The following is a 21,117-nucleotide window of genomic DNA, read 5'->3' as shown; positions in this document are numbered from 1 at the left end:
CTGTCGCCCGGCATACCGCCCGGCCCGGGCCGCGACCCAAGCGGACAGACACATGGCTTTGACTGATCTCTCCCCCATCGACGGCCGCTATGCGGACAAGGTTGAACCGCTGCGCGCCATCCTCAGCGAATATGGCCTGATCCGCTACCGTGTCCTGGTCGAGGTGCGCTGGCTCCAGGCCTTGGCCGGGGAGCCCGTCATCGCCGAGGTGCCGGCCCTGAGCGCCACGGCCCAGGCGCGGCTGAACGCCATCGTCGACGGTTTCACCGCCGAGGATGCCGGGCGGGTGAAGCAGATCGAGCGCACCACCAACCATGACGTCAAGGCGGTGGAGTATTTCCTCAAGGAAAAGATCGCCGGCCATGCCGAACTGGAGGCCGTCAGCGAATTCATCCACTTTGCCTGCACCTCCGAGGACATCAACAACCTGGCCTACGGCCTGATGCTGCGCGAGGCGCGCGATGCGGTGCTGCTGCCGGCCATGCGCAAGGTCATCGCCGCCATCGGCGAGAAGGCCCGCGACCACGCCGACCAGCCCATGCTGTCGCGCACCCATGGCCAGCCGGCGACACCCTCGACCCTAGGCAAGGAGTTCGCCAATGTCGCCGCCCGCCTGGCGCGTCAGGCCCGCCAGGTCGGCGCCGTGGAACTGCTCGGCAAGATCAACGGCGCGGTCGGCAACTACAACGCCCACTGCGTCGCCTATCCGGATGTGGACTGGCCGGCCTTCGCCCGCCGTTTCGTCGAGTCGCTGGGACTGGTGTTCAACCCCTACACCACGCAGATCGAGCCGCACGACTATCTGGCGGAAACCTTCCATGCCCTGTCGCGGTTCAATACCGTGCTGATGGATTTCGACCGTGATGTCTGGGGCTACATCTCTCTGGGATTCTTCCGGCAGAAAACCGTGGCCGGCGAGGTCGGCTCCTCGACCATGCCGCACAAGGTCAATCCCATCGATTTCGAGAACTCCGAGGGCAATCTGGGGCTGGCCAATGCGGTCTTCTCGCATCTGGCCGAGAAGCTGCCGATATCCCGCTGGCAGCGCGACCTCACCGATTCCACCGTGCTGCGCAATACCGGCGTCGGCCTGGCGCACACCCTCATCGCGCTGCAGGCGACGCTCAAGGGCATCGGCAAGCTGGAGCTCAATGCCGATGCGCTGGAGGCCGATCTGGCCGCCAATCCCGAAGTGCTGGCCGAGCCGATCCAGACCATCATGCGCCGCTATGGCATCGAGAAACCCTACGAAAAGCTCAAGGAGCTGACCCGCGGCCAGCGCATCGACGCCGAATCGCTGGCCCGCTTCATCGACGGCCTGGCATTGCCGGAGGTCGCCCGCGAGCGGCTGCTGGCGCTGAGCCCGCGTACCTATACCGGGCTGGCCGCCGAGCTGGCCCGGGCCCTTCCGCTCGACTGACGGCCGCCCCGCATCACTCTCGCCATCTTCCGAACATGCTGAAACACACCGCATTCCCCATTCTGTTGGCCGTCTCCTGTTCCCTGTCCGCGGCGGTGACGCCGGAGCAGCGGCTGAAGGGCTTCCTCGCCCGGGCGAGCACCCTGCAGGCCGAATTCACCCAGGTGCAGGTGGACGAGAAAGGCAATCTCGGCAAGCGCAGCAGCGGCGTTTTCTATCTGCAGCGTCCGGGCAAGTTCCGCTGGAACTATCAGCAGCCCTACCATCAGGAGATCGTCTCCAGCACCGGCAAGGTATGGTTCTATGACAAGGACCTGGAGCAGGTGACGGCCAAGAAGCTCGATCAGGCCATCGGTTCGACCCCGGCCCTGCTGCTGACCGGCGAGGTGCCGCTGGAGAAGAATTTCACCATCGAGAACCAGTCGGACGAGGAGGGCATCGCCATCCTCAAGCTGATTCCCAGGAACGAGGACAGTGGTTTCCGCTACGTGCAGATCGGGCTGGAGCATGACAGCCTGATCGGTATGGAGCTGAGCGACAACTTCGGCCAGCTGACGCGCATCTATTTCAACAACCTCAAGACCGGGGTCCGGCTCGACCCGGCCCTGTTCAGCTTCAGGCCTCCGGCCGGCGTGGATGTGTTCGAGGGGCAATGAGCCGCGCTCGGGGAGCCGTCCCGGTCCGACGTTCCTGACGACGGCATGAGCGGTGCGATGCTGGCCCCCCTGGCCGATCGCCTGCGGCCACGCACGCTGGCCGAATATGTCGGCCAGCGGCACCTGCTGGCGCCGGGCAAGCCGCTCCATGAGGCCATCCGCGGCGGCCGCCTGCATTCGATGATCTTCTGGGGGCCGCCCGGCACCGGCAAGACCACCCTGGCCCGGCTGGTCGCCCATCATGCCGAGGCCGAGTTCGTGACCCTCTCGGCGGTCCTGTCCGGGGTGCGGGAGATTCGCGAGCAGGTCGCCGAGGCCCGCCACCGGCTGGCGCAGTCCGGGCGGCGCACCCTGCTGTTCGTGGACGAGGTGCACCGCTTCAACAAGTCGCAGCAGGATGCCTTCCTGCCGCACGTCGAGGACGGCACCTTCACCTTCATCGGCGCGACGACCGAGAATCCCTCGTTCGAGCTCAACAACGCGCTGCTGTCCCGGTCGCGGGTCTACGTGCTGCGCGCCCTGACCGAGGACGACCTCCTGGCCGTGCTGGCGCAGGCGCTGACCGACCCGGAACGTGGCTACGGCGCCCGGCCGGTCGGCATGAACGAGGACATTCGCCGCTGGTATGCGCGGGCCGCCGACGGCGATGCCCGCAAGCTCCTGAATCTCCTGGAAATCAGCGTCGACCTGCTGGACAGCGGCGCGGATGCCATCGGCGAGGATCTGGCCCGGGAGGTGCTGGCCGGCGGTGGCGCGCGGCGCTTCGACAAGCAGGGCGAAGACTTCTACAACCAGATTTCCGCGCTGCACAAGTCGGTGCGCGGCAGCGCGCCGGATGCCGCGCTGTACTGGTTCTGCCGCATGCTGGATGGGGGCATCGATCCCCTTTACCTGGCCCGGCGCATCGTGCGCATCGCCAGCGAGGACATCGGCAACGCCGATCCGCGCGCGCTGGAACTGGCGCTCAACGCCTGGGATGTGCAACAACGGCTGGGCAGTCCCGAGGGCGAGCTGGCCATGGCCCAGGCGCTGGTTTATCTGGCCTGTGCGCCCAAGAGCAATGCCGTCTACGTCGCCTATCAGGCGGCGCGCGCCGATGCCCGGGCCACCGGCAGCCTGGAGGTGCCCCTGCATCTGCGCAACGCGCCGACCGGCCTGATGCGCCAGCTGGATTACGGCAAGGCCTATCGCTACGCCCACGATGAGCCCGACGCCTACGCCGCCGGCGAGCAGTACTTTCCCGACGGCATGGCCCCGCGCCAGTATTACCGGCCGGTGCCGCGCGGACTGGAGATCAGGATCGCCGAGAAACTGGCGCGCCTGAAAGCGCTGGATCAGGCCAGCGGGCAGGCGGGGTAGGCCGCGCGTGGTGCTGGATGCCCGCGACAAGCGGCTGCTGGACGCGCTGCTGGACGGCCGCTTCCATTCCGGCGCGGCGCTCGCGGAGATGCTGGGGGTCAGCCGGGCGGCGGTCTGGAAACATCTCCAGGCCTTGCAGGCGCTGGGCCTGGAGGTCGCGGCGCTGCCCGGTCGCGGCTATCGCCTGCTGACCCCGGTGGAATGGCTGTCGCCGGCGCGCATCGCGGCGGATCTGTCCGGGACGGCGGCGGATCTGCTCACCGGGCTGGACATCCACGACCATCTGGACTCGACCAACAGCGAGCTGCTGCGGCGGGCGGGGGGCGATGCGCCGGCCGGGCTGGTTTGCCTGGCGGAATATCAATCGGCCGGCCGCGGCCGCATCGGCCGGAACTGGATTTCGCCCTTGGGCACCAATCTCTACCTGTCGCTGCTGTGGCGCTTCGACGATCCCACCCAGGTCGCCGGCCTGAGCCTGGCCGTGGGCGTCGCCGTCATGCGGGCGCTGGCGGTGGCGAACGTGCCGGGCGTCGGGCTGAAGTGGCCGAACGACATCCTCTGGGGAGTCGCCAAGCTCGGCGGCATCCTGCTGGAGGTCGTCGGCGAGGCCCATGGGCAGTGTGCGGTGGTCATCGGCCTGGGCCTGAATCGCCACCTGCCGGGCACCGCCGCGGCGACCATCGACCAGCCCTGGACCGATCTCGGCCGGATCTGCGACGGCCATCCGCCGGCCCGCAACCGGCTGGTGGCGCTGCTGCTGAATGAATTGCTGCCGCTGTTGCGCGACTACCCGTCCCACGGCCTCGCACCCTATCTGCCGGAGTGGCGCGCCGGCCATGTCCATGCCGGCCATGCCGCGAGCGTGCAGATCGGCGACCGCTGCTTCGAGGGGCGCATCCTGGACGTGACGGATCAGGGCCTGCTGCTGTTCGAGGAGGCCGGCGGCGACCGGCGGCAGTTTGCCTCCGGCGACCTGCGCCTGCGGATACCGGGCCGATGACCGCCAGGTTCCTAGTCGATGCCGGCAATTCCCGCATCAAGTGGGCCTGTCATCGGCACGGGCGGCTGGAGCCTGGCCTGCCGTTCGCCTCGCAGGCCGAGGGTCTCGCGGAGCGGCTCGATGCACACTGGGCCGGGCTGCCGGCGCCGGCGGCGGTGCACGTGTCCAATGTCGCCGGGCCGGAGGTGGCGCGCCTGCTGCATGCCTGGATCGAGCGGCATTGGCGGCTGTCGCCGGTATTCGCCCGCAGCCGGGCGTGCTGCGGCCCGGTCGTCAACGGCTATGCCGAGCCCGACCGGCTGGGCGTCGATCGCTGGCTGGGGCTCCTCGGGCTGTACCGGGACCATCCCTTGCCAGCCTGCCTGGTGGATTGCGGCACGGCGATGACCCTGGACGCGCTGGCCGCCGACGGTCGACACCTGGGCGGACTCATCGCCCCGGGTCTCCGGACCATGGCGCTGGCCCTGCAGCGTCATGCCAGCGCCCTCAGTGTGCCGCGGCCGCCGGGTGCGGCCGACCTGACGCTGGGGCGCGACACCGGGGCGGCCATGCGGCAGGGCTGTATCATGGCCGGCGCCGGCCTGATCGAGAAGACCCTGGCCACCTTGCGCGCCAGCACCGGCGCCGACTTCCGGCTGGTCATGACGGGGGGCGATGCGGCCACCATCGCGGCTCATGTCGCGCAGCCGCTTCAACTGGACCAGCACATCGTGCTGCGCGGGTTACTGACAGAGGCCGAAGCCCTTCCATGAAGAAAATCTTTTACATTCTGGTGGTGATCAACCTCCTGTTCCTGGGCTGGAAGTTCGGCCTGGAGCAGCGCGACACTCTGATCCGGGAACTCAACGACCAGCACGTGGCGATCAGCGAGGAAACGCTGGCGGCGCCGTCATCCCTGCCGGCGTCCGGCGAGTTCGAGGTCCTGCCACCACCCGGTGACGCGGCGCCCGCCGGCGACGGGTCGCGCACCGATGCCGGCATCCTGCCCGGCGGCGCCAGCCCCAAGGGCTGCTTCGAAATCGGCCCGGTGCAGGATCGCGAGACGGCGGAAAACCATCTGGCCCTGCTCAAACCCACGGCCGACGCTGCCCAGGTGATCGTGCGCGCCGGCGACGTGCCGGATGGCTGGTGGGTGATCTATCCCAAGGCTGGCACCCTGGAGGCGGCCCGCGCCAATCGGCAGATGTTGCAGAACCAGGGCATCCACGAAACCTGGCTGTTCGACCGCGGCCCCCTGGAGGGCGCCATCTCGCTGGGCCTCTACAAGACCCGGGAAGAGGCCATCAAGGAGCAGCAACTGCTGATGGAAAAGGCCGTGCCGGCCAATGTGGTTCCCCGCCTGGTACGCGGCGATGTCTTCTGGCTGCGGATTCCCTGGACCCGGCTGCCTCTGGAACTGGACGAGGCGGTGCAAACCCTGAACTCGCAGGATCCGACCCTCGCCATGCCGGGACCGGTGAGCTGTCCGTAGAGGCGCCGCCAGTTCTCAAAAAAGGAGTCTCGCGGCGAGTGCACAGCGTACAAGTCCTAGGCAGGGGTGGTGGCGAGGCCCGACGATCCGTTGCAGGCGCGACGGGCCCGACGAGGCGCGGCAGAATCTAGGCAACAAAGCCCTGGAGTCGGCCTGGGATTGGATGCCCAGGCCGCTCAGAAATGGCTGACCGAAGTCTTGAACGAAGTGGGCTTCAGCCTGGTTCGGCGGGCTTTACTGACGGTAAAGTAAGTAGTCCGAGCTGAATAACTCTTAGTCCTTTGATTTGCTTTATAAAAGGACCATCTTTTAAGGTCTGGAATTGCCAGAATTGAGATAATAGAGCCCTGTTTTCTTGCAAATTCTGTCGGGGTTTTTATGGGACCTAAGCCGTCGGGACTGCAAACGGGAGATCTGTTCAGACACCCGTTGGTCGAGATGATCAACCTCAAGCATCCTCTGGTGAAACTCGCGGATGTGATGGACTGGACGTTGATCGAAAACGCCTTCGGGGCCCCTTTTGCGAGTACGACCGGGCGGCCGGCGTTGTCCCCCCGGTTGGTGGCTGGCTTGCTCTATCTGCAGCACGCCTATGGCTGTTCCGATGAAGAGATCGTGAACACCTGGACGGAGAATCCTTACGTCCAGTACTTCACGGGCGAGATCTACTTCCAGACGGAAGCACCCATGGATAGCTCCAGCCTGACCTGCTGGCGTCAGCGGATCGGAGAGGCAGGCGTGGAGTCCATGTTGATGGTCACCCTGGCTGCCGCCCAGCAGATCGGTGCGGTAAAAGCCGTCAGCTTTGACCGGGTGATCGTTGACACCACGGTCATGCCGAAAGCCATCGCGCATCCCACCGATAGCCGCCTCCTGGAGCGAAGCCGCCAACATCTGGTCAAGCTGGCTGACGAACACGGCATTGCGCTGCGGCAAAACTACAACCGTGAAGCCCCACGGATAGCGGCCCAGATTGGCCGTTACGCGCATGCCAAACAGTTCAAGCGGATGCACAAGGCGGTCAAGATCTTGAAGACACGGGTCGGACGGGTGTATCGCGACGTGCAGAGAAACCTGGACCAGATTCCGGAAGCCCATCAGGCCAGAGCTCGCGATCTGCTGTCTCGCGTCAACCGGATTCTGACCCAGCAGCGGAAAGACAAGAACAAGCTGTATGCCCTGCACGCTCCGGAGGTTGAGTGCATTTCCAAGGGTAAAACCCGGACACCTTACGAATTTGGGGTGAAGGTGACGGTGGCCACCACACTCAATGAAGGACTCGTGGTCGGTATCCGATCCATGCCGGGGAATCCATGGGATGGTGACACGCTGGAGGAGACAGTTGAGCAGGCCAGCATTCTCATGGACAGAATGAACGGCCCCGGGTTTTGAGGAGGCTCCAACACTTGAGAAGATGGAGCCATGAACAAGTCAACAAAGTTCTCACCCGAGGTGCGCGAGCGCGCTGTGCGCATGGTGCAAGAGCACCGGGGCGACTACCCGTCGCTGTGGGCAGCCGTGGAATCGATTGCGCCCAAGATTGGCTGCGTGCCGCAGACGCTGCTGGACTGGGTCAAGCGCGAGGAAGTCGATGCCGGCCAGCGTGATGGCCTGAGCAGCAGCGAGCGCGAACGCCTCAAGCAACTGGAGCGTGAGAACAAGGAGCTGCGCCGCGCCAACGACATCCTCAAGGCCGCCAGCGCGTTTTTCGCCCAGGCGGAGCTCGACCGCCGTTTGAAGAGCTGAAGCGCTTCATCGACCAGCACCGCAACATGTTCGGGGTCGAGTCCATCTGCCAGGTGTTGCAGATGGCCCCGTCGTGTTATTGGCGCCACGCGGCCCGCCGGCGCCGGCCTGAACTGCGCAGCGCCCGCGCCCAGCGTGACCAGGCCCTTGCGGCTGACATCCAGCGCGTGTGGCACGCCAACTGGCAGGTCTACGGTGCCGACAAGGTCTGGCTGCAGATGAACCGCGAAGGCATCCGGGTGGCGCGTTGCACGGTCGAGCGGCTGATGAGGCGCCTGGGGCTGCAGGGCGCGCGTCGAGGCAAGAGCGTTCGCACGACCACGCCAGATGCAGCAGCGCCGTGCCCGCTGGACCGGGTCAATCGGGTGTTCAAGGCCGAGCGTCCCAATCAACTGTGGGTGTCGGACTTCACCTACGTCAGCACGTGGCAGGGCTGGCTGTACGTGGCCTTCGTCGTCGACGTGTTTGCCCGGCGCATCGTGGGCTGGCGCGTCAGCCGCACCATGCAGACGGACTTCGTGCTTGATGCGCTGGAGCAGGCCCTGTACGAGCGTCAGCCCGCTGCCAATGCCCTGGTGCACCATTCGGACAGGGGGTCGCAATACCTGTCCATTCGGTACACGGAACGCCTGTCCGAAGCCGGCATCCGACCCTCGGTCGGGAGCAAGGGCGACTCCTACGACAACGCGCTGGCCGAGACCATCAACGGGCTGTACAAAGCCGAATGGATTCACCGCCGGGGCCCCTGGAAAACCAGGGAATCCGTGGAACTGGCCACCCTGCAATGGGTGCATTGGTTCAACCACATCCGACTGCTCAAGCCGATTGGGGGCATCCCTCCGGCAGAAGCTGAGGCAAACTACTGGCGGCAACTCGCCAGTGAGGCCGCCACATCGGCCTCAACTTAAACCAACTGGCCTCCTCGATACCCGGGGCCGTTCAGACCCGCTTGTCCCTGCGGGTCCAAGTCGTCCTGGATACGCCGTGTTCCGTAGGTTTGGCGACTGTCCTCGAAGACCTGCTTGAGGTCCTCTGTCAGCTGCCGATCGGCTTGCTTGCGAGCGCTCTCAGGCCGGCTCAGCCATTCATAGAACCCGCTCCGGGAAACCTCGAAAATCCGGCACATCCGGCCCACCGAGAACATCGTTTGATGCGCTTGGATAAAGGCCTACTTCACGTGGCCTGCTTCGCGAAGTACGCCGCCGCTTTTTTTAGGATGTCGCGCTCCTCTTTCAGGATCGACACCTCTCGACGCAGCCGCTTCAGTTCCTCGTAAAGGTGCTCGGAGTTCACCGACTCCTGATCCGGCTGAGGCTTCCCGTGATACTGCCGAACCCAACCGTACAACGTGTCTTTGCTGACCCCCAACTCCCGGGCGGTCTGCGCCAGCGGGCGCTTCGACTCCACCGCCAACTTCACCGCCGATTCCTTGAATTCAGCGGTGTAACTTTTTGCCTGCTTTCTCTCGTTCATTTCAACACACGACCTCGACTTCTCTTATGATCTCACTTGAGGTTGTGTGTCCGGGCTAGTCTAGCCAGGTCATGTTGCCCCTGCAAGGCGAGGACTTCGTCAAGAGCCTGCTGTCACCGATCTCGATCGACGCCATCCTGGCCCTGACAGGCTCCGGCTGGTCGGTGCGGCGCGTCTTTGGCCTGTGCGTGGAAAGCCTGAACGGGATCGCCAACACGCCCACAGCCTCGGGGCCGACGCCAGCCAAAGCGCCCAAGCACTATCCGGAATGGAATCACCTGGTCGATCTCTTTGAAAGCGTGGCTGACGATAACCTGATCCAGGCGCGCCAGGACCCCGCCACGAAAACGCCGAAGATCGGGATCCGCTCGACACCGGAGCATGCCGATACCATCCGCCAGATCAAATCCATCCTGGGCCTGGATCCGCAGCGCCAGGTGTTCAACGTCGAAACCGATGCCATCGAGCATCGGCCGGATACGGTCTATATTGTGAGCCGGCCGCTGATGAGCACCCTGTTCTACCTGTCACACCGGGTGGATGTACCGGAAGCTCATCGCCAGGAGGGGTTGGTGACCGTAACGCGCAATGCCGATGGCACAACGTTCGACTGGGGCCTGACGCCCGCCGGAAGGCTATTCCATATCTGCGAGAGCGACGCGCGGCCCGGCAATGCGTTCCTGGCTACGCCTTACCAAGACCACTGGTACTACCTTGCCAGGAACGACCTGGAATCCAAGTCGACCTTCCTGCTGCTGGCGCAGTTGTTCCGCCTGCAGGCAGGCGCAGCCAAGTCGCTAGGCCCGACACTGACCCTGCCGGTGCGATGACACGGCATGCGCCCCAAGCAGCCATCCGACCCATGGGCACAGCCTCGCAGTGCCAGCCGTCATCGCCGGTCGGCTTCCTGCCACCGTGGGCTCAGCCTGCACCATCCCCAAGTCTGAAAGATCGCCAAGCATGTACCAGAAAAACCCAGGTCAACTTCCGGCGCCGGCGGCGCCATGCCTCGCGGCCGGGCCCGATCGGGCCAGTGGCGCGCCGAATCGGCGGTTTCATGCCTTGTGCAGGGTCACCGTTCTGATTTGCCTGCTGACAACGGGCAACATCGCTCCGGCCATGCCGGCGGAGGTCTTCAACGTTCTGGAACCCGCCGATACGACGAGCCCCCGCAGCACACTCCAGGGTTTCATTCGCGTCATGGACGAACGCTATGGCGGCCTGATGGGGGATGGCGGCTTCATCACCCATTACCTGCAATCAGGCCGGTTGTTCCCCGACGAACGGCAATACCAGCAGACGGTCGAGCTCATCCAGCATGGACGGGCCATCAGTGCAAAGTACCTGGACCTGAGCGCCCTGCCCCCGGCAACCCTGGAGCAAACGGCCTGGCGCCTGACCATACAGCTGAAGGAAATTCTTGACCGTATCGAGCTGCCACCGGACTCGGCCGCACCTGACGCCGTGACGATGCAATCCCGGACGTTCAAGCGCTGGACCGTGCCGGGATCGGAAATCCACATTGGCCTCATCGAATCCGGCCCGCGGGCTGGCGAATACCTCTTTACCCAGGAGACCGTCCGACAGATTCCCGCGTTCTACGAACGGATCAAGGATCAACCCTACAAGGGTGGCCATGTACCGGGCATGTACGACTTCGTGTTCGGCTTCCCCACCGGACTGGCCATGACCCTGCATGCATGGGTCCCCCTACGCTGGATGCTGGATCTACCCGGGTGGACCATGCGCAGCCTGTTCGGCCAGCCGCTGTGGCGCTGGGTCGGCATCGTCATGCTTGGCGGCGGCGCACTCGGCATCTTCTGGCTCTGTCTGCGACTCGGCCGGCGCGCGCGGCGGAACCGGAGTGATACAGGGGGCCTGCTGGGCCTGCTGCCAGCCCTCAGCCTGCTGCTCTTGGCACCGGCCCTGCTCTACATCATGGGCGATATCCTGCGCGTGACGCCCAACCTCTATGAAGCCATGGCGGTCTCGCTCTCGGGCCTGTTCTACCTGGCGCTGACCTGGCTGGTCTGGGATCTTGGCCGCCTCACCGCAGACTGGTTCATCAACAATGAGCGCGTCCGTCGCGGCAGCACCGATAGCCCGCTCATCCGCCTGGCCGGTCGGCTGGTCTCGCTGGCGTTGGCGCTGGGCATCCTGATCGAGGGCGCCAACCGGGTGGGGCTACCCGCTTACTCCGTGGTCGCCGGACTTGGTATTGGCGGTCTGGCAATGGCCTTGGCAGGCCAACAAGCCCTGACCAATCTGTTCGGCTCGCTCATCATCATGTTTGAAAAGCCCTTCCGGATTGGTCATTCGATCCGTACCGCGGGCATCGAGGGCAGGGTCGAGGATATCGGCTTCCGCAGCACACGGCTGCGGACACCGGAGAATACACTGATCATCGTACCCAGCAGCGAACTCATCCGTCATACGCTGGAGAATCTCTCCCTGCGAAAGATGTGGCGGATCAAGCGGACCTTGCACCTGAAGCTGAGCACACCGGTGTCACAGCTGCGGGCCTTTCAGGCGAGCGTCGAGGCTCTGCTGCAAGCGCATGAAGATGTCATCGCCGATACCGTCAAGGTGGCCCTGACCTAGATCGGCCTACACGGCTATGAGCTTCTGGTGGACTATGCGATCCGCGCACCTGACGACGCCACGCAGCTGAGGAAAAACGGGAAACTCCTGGCCGCCATCGCCAGCCTGGCGGAACAGCATCAGATCGCCTTCGAGCAGACGCCGCCCTGACGCGGGGGAACATGCGCGTGCTGATCGGCACTTGGAAGGCCGTCGCCGCTGCGCCGGTCACGAGCGCGCGGTCGTTGTCGCGGTCGGCGAATTTGGCGATGGCTTTGTGGGGGGCAAATCAGGGGCGGCATGCCCCCGGCATCTTGCTTCAGTCGATAGCCTTGTATCCCACCTTTATTCCATGCCGCGCGCACCCGCGTTACGATCCCGTTCGGGAGAATGGCACCCTTGATGGCAAGCCCGTTCACACAGAAAGTCGGGCGCTCAAGACCTTTGCTGGGAACCGCACCTCAGGAGAACGCATGAATCTGGAAAAGGTTATCTTCGGTTTCTTCATTCTACTGGCGGCGACGCTGAACTTCGGTTTCTTCATCGGCGACATCGCCCGCCCCGAACTGCACAATGTCTATGAGCTGTTTGCGGCCATCACGGTTAACCTCATTGCCACCGTGCTCAAGTTTGGCGATCGCACGCAGATCGGCGCCATCCATCTCGCCACGAGCCTCGTCGCCGACCTGCAGCTGATCGCCGCGGCAATCGTCTGGGCCATGGCGGTGCACGTGACCGGCGCCGGGATGACAGTGAGCACTACCTCGAGCGTGCTTTCGCTCTCGGGAGGAGCGCTGTTCGCCAACGTCGTATCCGTCATCATTCTCATCGCCGAAACCGTGATGATGCGCCGCTGACGCGGCAGCCGGCATGAACACCATCATCTTTCACATCCTGCGGCGCCTGCGGGCGCCGCTCATTTTCGTCATCGTCAGCCATGCCATCGCCGTGCTGGGGCTGACGATCATTCCTGGTGCGGACACCAGCGGCCAGCCGGCGCCGCCGCTGGATTTTTTTCATGCCTTCTACTTCATCACCTACACCGCCACCACCATCGGTTACACGGAACCAGCCAGCGGGTTCTCCGATGCCCAGCGAATCTGGATCACTGCCTGCATTTATCTGTTGGTGATCAGTTGGTCGTTCGTCATCGTCACGCTGTTGGCCTGTCTGCAGGACAAGGGCCTGCAGAATGCGCTGGTGATGAGCCGCTTCGCACGCCGCGTTCGACGTACACACGAGCCCTTTTACCTGATCTGCGGTGCCGGTGAAACGGGCAGCCTGGTCAGCCATACCCTTGATGCCAACGGCCGCAAGTTCGTGATCCTCGAGAAGGATGAACTGCGCGTGCAGGAGCTCGATTTGGGGGAATTTCAGACCGACGTACCGGCGCTCGCGGCAGACGCGTCGGTTCCGGATACACTGCTGCTCGCCGGACTCCGCCACCCGAAGTGCCGCGGCGTACTGGCGCTCACCGACGACGAGCAGGCGAATCTCGGTATCGCCATCGCCGCGCGTTTGATGAATCCGCATCTCCCGGTCCTTGCCTGTGCCCGAACGCCGCGCTTCGGTGCGAACATGGCGTCATTCGGCACAGACCACATCATCAATCCGTTCGAGCGTTTCGCCGAATACCTAGCGCTGGCCGTGGCGGCGCCACAGCGCTACCGGCTGATCGAGATCCTCACCGGCCTGCCCGATTCCGTGGTGCCGCCCCCACACCTGCCACCGCGCGGCCGCTGGATCATCTGCGGCTACGGACGTTTTGGCCGGGCCATCGTGCAGCATCTGGCGCCGACCGGCATCGAACTTACCGTGATCGATCCCGAACCTGTGGCGACGGCGGGGATTTGCGTGGTGCGCGGTCTTGGTACCGAGGCCGCGACACTGAGCGAGGCAGGCGTCGATACGGCGGACGGCATCGTCGCGGGCAGCGACAGCGATATCAACAACCTCTCGATCGCGGTGACCGCCCAGAAGCTGAATCCCCGCCTGTTCGTCGTGACACGCCAGAACCAGACCGCCAACAGCCAGCTCTTCGATGCGTTCCGTGACGATTTCTGCATGGTGCCACCGCGTATCATCGCGCAGGAGTGCATCGCCACCCTGACCACACCCTTGCTGACACGGTTCCTGGATCTCGTGCGCGGCAGCAGCGAAGCCTGGTGCCAGACGCTCGCCGGCCGCCTTGAGTATCTCGGCTCGGGCCACGTGCCGGAAATCTGGGGGTTGTGCCTCAATGCTGGCGAAGCGCCGGCGGTGTACCGGGCGCTGGTGAGCGGGGCAGCAATCGTCCTCGGCCAGCTGCTGCGCGACAACGTTGAACGGGAGCATGCGCTTGCGGTCATGCCGCTGATGCTGGAACGGGAAGGCGAGCGACACGTGACACCGGATGCGGCAACACCTCTCGCACCGGGCGACGCGCTGCTGTTCGCCGGTGGTAGCGACACCCAGCGCCGGCTCGAACTCACCCTGCAGAATGCTAATGTTCTCGATTACGTTCTCACCGGCCGGGAACACGCCGGCGGCTGGCTCGCGGGGCGGTTTTAAGGTTCCCCCGGAATTTGTCTTCCAAGGGTGGCGCATGTTGATATCAGGCAGGCAGCACAGTGCATGAAGATACCGCGGCAATCGTGCTCGCAGGCGTTCAAGACGGTCTGAGCGATGGATGATCAGGCATTTGTCACGCTGGCCGATAGTGCCGCGTTTCGGGAGGATAGCAAGGGCTCGGTCTTTCTGGCTCATGCACAGCGGGTGGACCAACTCACTCAGGTGAACGGGTTTCTGCGAGGCTTGCTGACGCAGCATGCAGAAGCCTCGCATCTCTGCTGGGCCTACAAGATCGACAAGGCGTATCGCTTCAGCGATGGCGGTGAACCCAGTGGCACCGCCGGTCAGCCAATCTTGCGCGCCATCGAGGGTCAGGGACTCGACCATACCGTGGTGGGCGTCATCCGCTACTTCGGGGGGACGTTGCTCGGCGCGGGGGGATTGATGCGTGCCTATGGGCATGTCGCCGCGGAAGCCCTGCGGCAGGCGGCATGCGTCGAGGTCTTACCCCGTGTTCGCCTGGCCATTCAGGCGCCCTACGAGCATACCGGGGCCCTCTATCGACTGCTGGATGCTTTCGACGCGGAAGAGCGGGCGGAGAATTACGCGGCGGACGGCCTTCGCATTCAGGTGCAAATCCTGCGACATCAGGCTGACAGCTTCATCAGGCAGTTGCAGAACAGCACCCGGGGCCAGGCTACCGTGGCGTCGGTGAAATAAGCCTGCAACCATCTGGGCGCGGACTGGACGATGAAGGCCCGCTCCGGCCGCTTTGGGATCGTCCGGAGAGGGAGATCGGCATCGTGCCCGAGCGGTGCCGAAGAATGGCAAGGTGGCCTTGAGCTTCGCTACCAACGTCGACCAACACGTGAACGGCTGAAACCGAATCATGCGACTCGCCCCAACCATTTTTCCGACGCCACGGCAGTTGCTGCTGATCCGCTATCGGGCGGGGTCGGTATCATTCTCGCTGGAAACCTTGCACGGGCTCTGGTCCGGCCAGGTTCCACACACACCCAAAGGGGTACCTTGCCTTGAGCTCCCGGGTACTGATACCGGTCTCCGGGTGGGGCCGAGGAATCACACGCCCCGCTCTCGAGAGGATTAGCTCATGAACCGTCAACTCAAGCCTTGCAACGACAGCTCCGGGTATCGCCCCGTTTCATCCTGGACTCATCGGGCGCGGCGCACCGCCTGGGCCGTGTCCTTGCTCGCCTTGACGGCTCAGGCCCAGGAGCCGGATACGCCATTGCCGGCTGTCGCGAAGCAGATGTTCCAACCTCTGCCCGAGCACAGGAGGACCGAGGCGTTTCCCGCCGCAGCCGCTCGGGTGGCACTGGGCAAACAGCTGTTTTTCGATTCACGGCTGTCCCTGGACGGTACCGTCAGTTGCGCGACCTGCCACCGCCCGGCCCTGTACGGCACCGATGCCCTGCCCAGATCGATCGGCGTCGAACATCGGTTGAACGCTCGCAATGCGCCCACGGTACTGAACGCCGCGCTTCAGTTCAGGGCGCACTGGATCGGTGACCGCGCGAACGTAGAGGAGCAGGCGCTGAAATCGCTGACCGGCCGCACCAGCTTTGGCAATCCCGACGTCGCGGCCGTCATCCAGAAGCTCAAGGCGCTGCCGGGATACGCGGCGGAATTCAGACAAGCCTTCCCGAACGATCCTGAGCCGGTAACACCGGAGAACTGGGGCAAGGCTATCGGGGCTTACGAGCGCACACTGGTGACGCCATCGCCATTCGATGCCTATCTCCAGGGCGATGCCAAGGCACTCCCGCCCCAAGCACAAAACGGTTTGAAGACCTTCATCGACCTCGGCTGCGCGGCTTGTCACAACGGCATAGGGATCGGCGGTTCGTCTTTTCAGACCTTCGGCGTGTTCGAGGATTACTGGAAGCGGACGGGTAGCCAGCCGATCGATGAGGGCCGTTTCACGGATACCGGGGAACCCGCCGACAAGTATCGCTTCAAGGTGCCGAGTCTCCGCAATGTCGCCATGACTCCGCCGTATTTCCATGACGGCTCCGTGGCCACGCTGCCGCAAGCGGTACGCGTCATGGGCAAAGTACAGCTTGGCAAGGATCTCACCGATCAGGAAGTCGCCGCGCTGGTGGCTTTCCTGGACACGCTGACGGGAGAGTTGCCCAAGGATTTCGCCACCGAGCCCGTCCTGGCGCCGCAGGGCTTTTCCAGCCTGCCGCCCTGAGGCCTGCTAGGGGTGACAAAACTCCCCCCGCCCCGCGCGGCCGGGCATGTGAGGCCCGGAGCACCGCACATGACGAGCGGGCGCCGGCTGGCCCTCGTTGCCGCCGGTGCGGCTGTTGATCTTCATGCCCCCTGCGATATGCAGGCCTTGCAAACCGATATCGCGTGCCTCGGGAACCATGCGGCTGAGCGATACGCCACCGGGCAGCAGGGGGCGGGCCACCACAGCCGCACGTCCCGCGACTGAAGCCCTCCAGGGTCGCCATGGCGGACCGTGCCTTGTCGATCGTCCCGTGAGACGGCTGCTGCGCCGGTGGATGATCTCGGCGTTCCACAAGAGGGGTTTCTGCCTACCTGATAGCCCTCAGGTATACCCTCAGAAAATCCAGGTTCTCCCAGTTCGTCCGTGATGCTGCCTGGCCTTGCACCGTGGGCAGCGGTTGCGCAAAGGCAGCGTCCTGCCGGCAACGCTTGCCCTCGGGAGGTACTTGGCCGCTGATGAGGTAGTCTTCCACCGCGGACGCGATACAGGCGGAGTTGCCCTGCCGGTAGGCGCAGTGACCATCGCCCGTCACCGTCAACAGCCGGGCATTGCCCAATTCATGGGTGAGCATGAGCGCATCCGGGTAGGGTGTGGCCGGATCATACGTTGTCCCTACCACCAGGATGGTCGGACTGGCAGAGGTGGCGCGGAACGGTCCGCGATAGGCCCGGCGCGGTGCGACGGGGTAGTAGCGGTACTGCAGATTGCTGTAGCCAACCCCCCACCAGAAGCGTCGGAAGGAGGACCAGGCGTCATGCCCGGCGCGCTCATAGACACGCGTCTGGCGGGGCCAGCGCTCATCGACCGCGGTGATGGCAAAGTACCGGTCCAGCATCGGGTCATACGTGCCGTCCGGATTGCGCCCATAGGCGATGTCGGCCAATTCCCTCGCCAGGGTGCCGTCACCCCGGCTGGCGGTAGCGAGTGCCCGGGCCAACAGTGGCCAGGTCTGCTTGGTATAGAGGGCTTGCGACGTCGCCATGAGGAGATCGTCACCGTCCACGGGCGCAGGATTGTCCCCGTGCGCAGGCACGGGCAGGCGGTTTGCCTGGGCGACCAACCAATCGAAGGCCATGCCCGGATCGTCCCCACCAAACCCCGCGCAGGCCACCTGATCCGCAGCGCAGGCGGAAAGGAAACGATCCAGCGCCTGCTCGAAACCGCTCATTTGTGCCATGCCCGTCGCTATGGGATGCCGGGCATACGTCGTCGCGGCAAGGACGCCATCCAGTACCATGGCCCGGTAGCGCCCGGGAAACAAACTGGCATAGGTAGCGCCAAGGTACGTGCCATAGGAGAAGCCCAGATAGGAAAGCCGCTCGTCGCCAACCGCCGCGCGGAGCCGGTCGAGATCGCGGGCCACATTGGCTGTCGTCACGTAGCCAAGAATCCCGGGATTAGCCCGGAGACAAGCTGTCGCAACTGCTTTGGCGTCGGCCATCCAGCTGTGCCGATCGATGTTGAGCGGGGTCAGGAACGGCGCCTGTTTCCCCTCGTGGGCCTGGCAATCGATGGCGGGGCGACTCTCGCCCACGCCGCGCGGGTCGAAGCCGATCAGATCGAAACGCTCGTTCAGTCTGGCAAACTCGGTTTTGCCGATTCTTTTCAGCGTTTCCACTGCGGGTGCGCCAGGACCACCGAAATTGATGAAGAGCGAGCCAATCCGCTGTTCGGGGCGGGCGGCGGGCAACTTGACGACCGCGAGTTCCAGTTGCGGTCCCTTGGGCTTCGCATAATCCCGCGGCACGGGAACGGTAGCGCAGAAGCGTCCCTCCCCGCAGGGCGCCCAGTTCACGTGAGGGGGAACGCCGGCAATGGCCAGAAAAGCGCTGCCGTAAAGGATCAACTCGGCGATGAGCTTGCGAGGCATGGTTTTCAGCATCGATGACAGCTCCTGGGTTTGGGCCATTGCAAGGACAGTGAAACCTACCCGCCCTTGCTGCCGGACATCGGGAATTCCTGGAAAATCAGTGTTTGGCACATCCTGTCTTTACGACTGACCATAGAGAGTCCGCGCTGAATACGCCAGTCGCAAGACCCCGGGCTGGCACGCGCAGGCGCGAGGCTGCCCGGACCCGGTACCGGTCGGACGGCGCGGCTGTTACCTGTCGGCGTCGCGTACAGCGGCGGTTGCCGGCGCGCCCCCGGCCTGAAGCATGGCCAAGCGGTGCCGGAGTTCCTCGTCCGACAAGCCATTCAGCCAGGCCTGCTGGGCGGCGTGAATGTCCGCTGCATGACGGCCGGAGATGCCAAAGCGCTCCGCGGCAATCAGGTAAGCACGCTTCCTGGCGCCGCGATACGGATCGAACCGCTGCTGATATTCCACGATCAGGGCAATGCCCTGCTCTCGTAGTCCGGCCGTGCCGGAGGATTGACTCGGTTGTGGCGAACCAAGACCCAGCGCCGCTGCGGGATCCATCCCGGCCTCGGCCAGCCGGCCAAACGCCAGCTGAAGGTAGGCCAACGCCTCCGGATCCAAGGGGTCCTGCCGTTGCAGTCGCTGGTGGACATGCTGGATGAGCAACCGGGCTGCCAGCGGATCCGGCCCCTGGCGAATCCGGTTCAGCGCCTCGCGCAGTCCGGCGGGCGTGGGTTTGTCGATCGGCTTCATGTCGGGCTTCCTGATGCGTGACGGGGGTGCGACTCGGCGAGGCGCTGTTCCGGTGGCGTTGGGCCCGCACGGGCCAGAACCTGCCGGGCAAGCGATGCACCGCCTTGACGGTACCCTGATCCGAATGATACCGGTATGACAATCATTTCAGAGCCATCTCGGGAGCGATGAACATGACCCCATGTAGCGGCTATCGACCCGGCGTCGGGGGCAAGCCCGGCAGCAATGACCATGGTCGAGCGCCGGCCAGGCGCAATGACATGAAGCACCCGTTCGCCCAGGGAACCGACAGGGCTGCATGACGATGGCAGCTTCCGCACCCTTCGACCGCCGCATCGTCGCCATCGACCTGGCACGGGGCCTGATCATGCTCCTGATGGCACTCGACCATACCCGGGACTATTTCAGTCAGGCCGACATCGATCCCCTGAACCTGGCCCAGACCACGCCGGCGCTGTTCCTGACCCGCTGGATCACGCACCTCTGCGCGCCACTGTTCATCTTCCTCGCGGGGGTCAGCGCCTATCTGTCGCTGGCCCGTCGCGGCGACCATCAGGCTCAGGCCCGGTTGCTCTGGCAACGTGGCCTGCTGCTGATCCTCCTGGACCTGACCTGGGTGCGGTGGCTGGGCTGGACCTTTTCCCTGGACCTGCACCGGCTGGTCGGCGGAGTGCTGTGGGCCATCGGCTGGTGCATGCTCGCCCTGGCGCCGCTGATCCGCCTGCGGCCCCCTCACCTGCTGGCGGCAGGCTTGCTGATGATGGTGTCCCATCACCTGTTCGATGGCCTCACCCCGGAGTTCTTCGGGTCGCTGGGCTGGCTCTGGCGCATCCTGCATGCCGGGGGCAGCTTCGAAATCGTGCCCGGTGTGCGGTTCGTGGCGCTGTACCCGCTCATCCCCTGGATTGGCCTGATGGCGGCCGGGTTCGGCTGCGGCCCCGTCTGGTGCCGGGAAGCGCCCGCCCGGCGCCAGTGGCTGATGCGCTGGGGCTGGGGGCTGACCCTGGCGTTCGTCTGGCTGCGGGCGGGAAACCTGTACGGCGAGCCGGTCGCCTGGACCCCGCAGGCGAGCGATGGGCTCACGCTGCTGGCCTTTCTCAACTGCAGCAAGTATCCGCCGTCCCTGCAGTACCTGCTGATGACGCTGGGACCGGGCCTGCTCCTGCTGGCGGCGCTGGACCGGCCAGTCCCACGCTGGCTGCAACCGCTCAATGTGTTCGGACAGGTGCCGCTGTTCTTCTACCTGCTGCACCTGCCGCTGATCCATGCCCTGGCCACGCTGGTGGACCTAGGCCGCTACGGCGAGGCGGGATGGCAATTCGGCTGGCCCTTCGTGACCGCCCGACTGCCGCAACCGTCCGATCATGGCTTCGGCCTGCTCATCGTCTATCTCGCCACCGCCGTCATCGTGTTGAGCCTGTACCCGCTTTGCCGCGGGTATGCCGGCATCCGACGGACGCACCCCGGGGGCTGGGTGCGCCTGTTGTGACAGGCATGCCAAAGTGGAGGTCCGCGGTAATCCCCCCATTTTTAGCGGGCGCAGGAATTGGCGCACGACCTGATGGCGCGAAACTCCATCGGTTATGGATCGGCCGCGTAGCTGCTACTGACGGCTGGCGATAACCCCGAGCACTTGACGTCGGAAGCCAGCTTCACGACACGGTTCTTGCCAGGCGGGCATGCCAAGCACGGCGAAAAGCGGGCGCATAACAGCCGCAGCGCGGCCAGGATCAGGCGCAGGTTGTGCCCGGCCCCACACATCACCGCCTGCAGCGCATCGCCCAACGCGGGGCACCAGCCGGGTGCGCACGAATTGTTCGCCACTCGGGGCTTCAAGTGGCACGAAGGAGCCGATTCGTTGTCTCAGGGTCGCTATCCACCGCTTATGAATGGCGATGGGGTCCGCCATGAGGCCTGGTGGCCCGATTTTCTTGGGTTTACGCCTTTGACGATGGCATCGGGCCCGGGAAGGCCATTTTCTGTTCAGATGGCCG

The 21,117-nt window shown here is 64.7% G+C and carries 19 protein-coding genes, 2 pseudogenes and 1 other annotated feature; of the genes and pseudogenes, 16 read left to right on the top strand and 5 right to left on the bottom strand.

The features are described from left to right. Window positions 1-52: 52 nt before the first annotated feature. The 8 genes and pseudogenes from purB (at window position 53) to ACH5N8_RS10255 (ending at window position 8,560) form a co-directional block, all read left to right on the top strand. Complete coding sequence (purB, locus tag ACH5N8_RS10290; RefSeq protein WP_483281234.1) at window positions 53-1,420, top strand: adenylosuccinate lyase; 1,368 nt, start codon at window positions 53-55, stop codon at window positions 1,418-1,420. Window positions 1,421-1,455: 35 nt separating this feature from the next. Beyond that, window positions 1,456-2,076 (top strand): outer membrane lipoprotein periplasmic chaperone LolA, encoded by a 621-nt coding sequence (gene lolA / locus ACH5N8_RS10285; RefSeq protein ID WP_460028040.1) that lies wholly within the window; start codon window positions 1,456-1,458, stop codon window positions 2,074-2,076. Window positions 2,077-2,121: 45 nt separating this feature from the next. Continuing rightward, the gene (locus ACH5N8_RS10280) at window positions 2,122-3,435 is read left to right on the top strand and encodes a replication-associated recombination protein A (RefSeq protein ID WP_483281233.1); all 1,314 of its coding nucleotides are present in this window, start codon (window positions 2,122-2,124) and stop codon (window positions 3,433-3,435) included. 7 nt (window positions 3,436-3,442) lie between these two features. After that, window positions 3,443-4,435 carry a biotin--[acetyl-CoA-carboxylase] ligase gene (locus ACH5N8_RS10275; RefSeq protein WP_483281232.1) on the top strand — a complete coding sequence of 331 codons (993 nt, stop codon included), beginning with the start codon at window positions 3,443-3,445 and terminating at the stop codon, window positions 4,433-4,435. Further along, the gene (locus tag ACH5N8_RS10270) at window positions 4,432-5,187 is read left to right on the top strand and encodes a type III pantothenate kinase (protein WP_483281231.1); all 756 of its coding nucleotides are present in this window, start codon (window positions 4,432-4,434) and stop codon (window positions 5,185-5,187) included. Before ACH5N8_RS10275 ends, ACH5N8_RS10270 begins: the two co-directional genes overlap by 4 nt. Next, the gene (locus ACH5N8_RS10265; RefSeq protein WP_460028036.1) at window positions 5,184-5,906 is read left to right on the top strand and encodes a hypothetical protein; all 723 of its coding nucleotides are present in this window, start codon (window positions 5,184-5,186) and stop codon (window positions 5,904-5,906) included. The genes ACH5N8_RS10270 and ACH5N8_RS10265 overlap by 4 nt, the downstream gene beginning before the upstream one ends. A 378-nt stretch (window positions 5,907-6,284) precedes the next feature. Beyond that, window positions 6,285-7,277 (top strand): annotated as a pseudogene (locus tag ACH5N8_RS10260) (IS5 family transposase); the annotation flags it as partial. A 51-nt stretch (window positions 7,278-7,328) separates the two neighbouring features. Then, a protein-coding gene (locus ACH5N8_RS10255; protein WP_483281177.1) for an IS3 family transposase occupies window positions 7,329-8,560 on the top strand; the annotation gives its coding sequence in 2 pieces (ribosomal slippage) (window positions 7,329-7,620 and window positions 7,620-8,560; 1,233 coding nt in all). Continuing rightward, window positions 7,607-7,723 (top strand) — a sequence feature (AL1L pseudoknot). (Overlaps the previous gene by 117 nt.) On the opposite strand, the gene ACH5N8_RS10250 is transcribed toward ACH5N8_RS10255, so the two are convergent. Further along, window positions 8,557-8,778 carry an IS3 family transposase gene (locus ACH5N8_RS10250; RefSeq protein WP_483283181.1) on the bottom strand — a complete coding sequence of 74 codons (222 nt, stop codon included), beginning with the start codon at window positions 8,776-8,778 and terminating at the stop codon, window positions 8,557-8,559. The two genes, ACH5N8_RS10255 and ACH5N8_RS10250, sit on opposite strands and share 4 nt — an antisense overlap. Window positions 8,779-8,825: 47 nt before the next feature. Further along, the gene (locus ACH5N8_RS10245) at window positions 8,826-9,125 is read right to left on the bottom strand and encodes a transposase (RefSeq protein WP_483281230.1); all 300 of its coding nucleotides are present in this window, start codon (window positions 9,123-9,125) and stop codon (window positions 8,826-8,828) included. A 71-nt stretch (window positions 9,126-9,196) separates the two neighbouring features. Between ACH5N8_RS10245 and ACH5N8_RS10240 the strand changes: the two genes are divergently transcribed. The 7 genes from ACH5N8_RS10240 (at window position 9,197) to ACH5N8_RS10210 (ending at window position 16,470) form a co-directional block, all read left to right on the top strand. Beyond that, window positions 9,197-9,955 carry a hypothetical protein gene (locus ACH5N8_RS10240; RefSeq protein WP_483281229.1) on the top strand — a complete coding sequence of 253 codons (759 nt, stop codon included), beginning with the start codon at window positions 9,197-9,199 and terminating at the stop codon, window positions 9,953-9,955. A 232-nt stretch (window positions 9,956-10,187) separates the two neighbouring features. Next, on the top strand, window positions 10,188-11,726 hold the full coding sequence (locus ACH5N8_RS10235) for a mechanosensitive ion channel family protein (protein ID WP_483281228.1): 1,539 nt from the start codon (window positions 10,188-10,190) through the stop codon (window positions 11,724-11,726). Window positions 11,727-11,753: 27 nt separating this feature from the next. Next, the gene (locus ACH5N8_RS10230) at window positions 11,754-11,876 is read left to right on the top strand and encodes a hypothetical protein (RefSeq protein WP_483281227.1); all 123 of its coding nucleotides are present in this window, start codon (window positions 11,754-11,756) and stop codon (window positions 11,874-11,876) included. A gap of 11 nt (window positions 11,877-11,887) precedes the next feature. Further along, complete coding sequence (locus tag ACH5N8_RS10225) at window positions 11,888-12,562, top strand: DUF6394 family protein (RefSeq protein ID WP_483281226.1); 675 nt, start codon at window positions 11,888-11,890, stop codon at window positions 12,560-12,562. A 13-nt stretch (window positions 12,563-12,575) separates the two neighbouring features. Beyond that, complete coding sequence (locus tag ACH5N8_RS10220; RefSeq protein WP_483281225.1) at window positions 12,576-14,255, top strand: potassium channel family protein; 1,680 nt, start codon at window positions 12,576-12,578, stop codon at window positions 14,253-14,255. A gap of 114 nt (window positions 14,256-14,369) precedes the next feature. Further along, window positions 14,370-14,975, top strand: coding sequence for an IMPACT family protein (locus ACH5N8_RS10215; RefSeq protein ID WP_483281224.1), 606 nt, complete (start codon window positions 14,370-14,372; stop codon window positions 14,973-14,975). Window positions 14,976-15,366: 391 nt separating this feature from the next. After that, window positions 15,367-16,470 carry a cytochrome-c peroxidase gene (locus ACH5N8_RS10210; RefSeq protein WP_483281223.1) on the top strand — a complete coding sequence of 368 codons (1,104 nt, stop codon included), beginning with the start codon at window positions 15,367-15,369 and terminating at the stop codon, window positions 16,468-16,470. Window positions 16,471-16,819: 349 nt separating this feature from the next. Here ACH5N8_RS10210 and ACH5N8_RS10205 read toward each other — a convergent pair whose 3' ends face one another. Next, window positions 16,820-18,394: an alpha/beta hydrolase gene (locus tag ACH5N8_RS10205; RefSeq protein ID WP_483281222.1), complete on the bottom strand. Its 1,575-nt coding sequence runs from the start codon at window positions 18,392-18,394 to the stop codon at window positions 16,820-16,822. 219 nt (window positions 18,395-18,613) lie between these two features. Continuing rightward, entirely contained in the window at window positions 18,614-19,123 is a 510-nt protein-coding gene (locus ACH5N8_RS10200) for a hypothetical protein (RefSeq protein ID WP_483281221.1), read from the bottom strand. A gap of 298 nt (window positions 19,124-19,421) precedes the next feature. On the opposite strand from ACH5N8_RS10200, the gene ACH5N8_RS10195 reads away from it, so the two are divergent. Further along, window positions 19,422-20,612 (top strand): acetyltransferase domain-containing protein, encoded by a 1,191-nt coding sequence (locus tag ACH5N8_RS10195; protein WP_483281220.1) that lies wholly within the window; start codon window positions 19,422-19,424, stop codon window positions 20,610-20,612. 92 nt (window positions 20,613-20,704) lie between these two features. On the opposite strand, the pseudogene ACH5N8_RS10190 reads toward ACH5N8_RS10195, so the two are convergent. Beyond that, window positions 20,705-20,911 (bottom strand): annotated as a pseudogene (locus ACH5N8_RS10190) (hypothetical protein); the annotation flags it as partial. Between the last annotated feature and the right edge of the window lie 206 nt (window positions 20,912-21,117).

The sequence above is a fragment of the Methyloparacoccus sp. NF-16 genome, from assembly GCF_056880625.1.
This window is presented reverse-complemented; position numbering and strand designations above follow the sequence as displayed.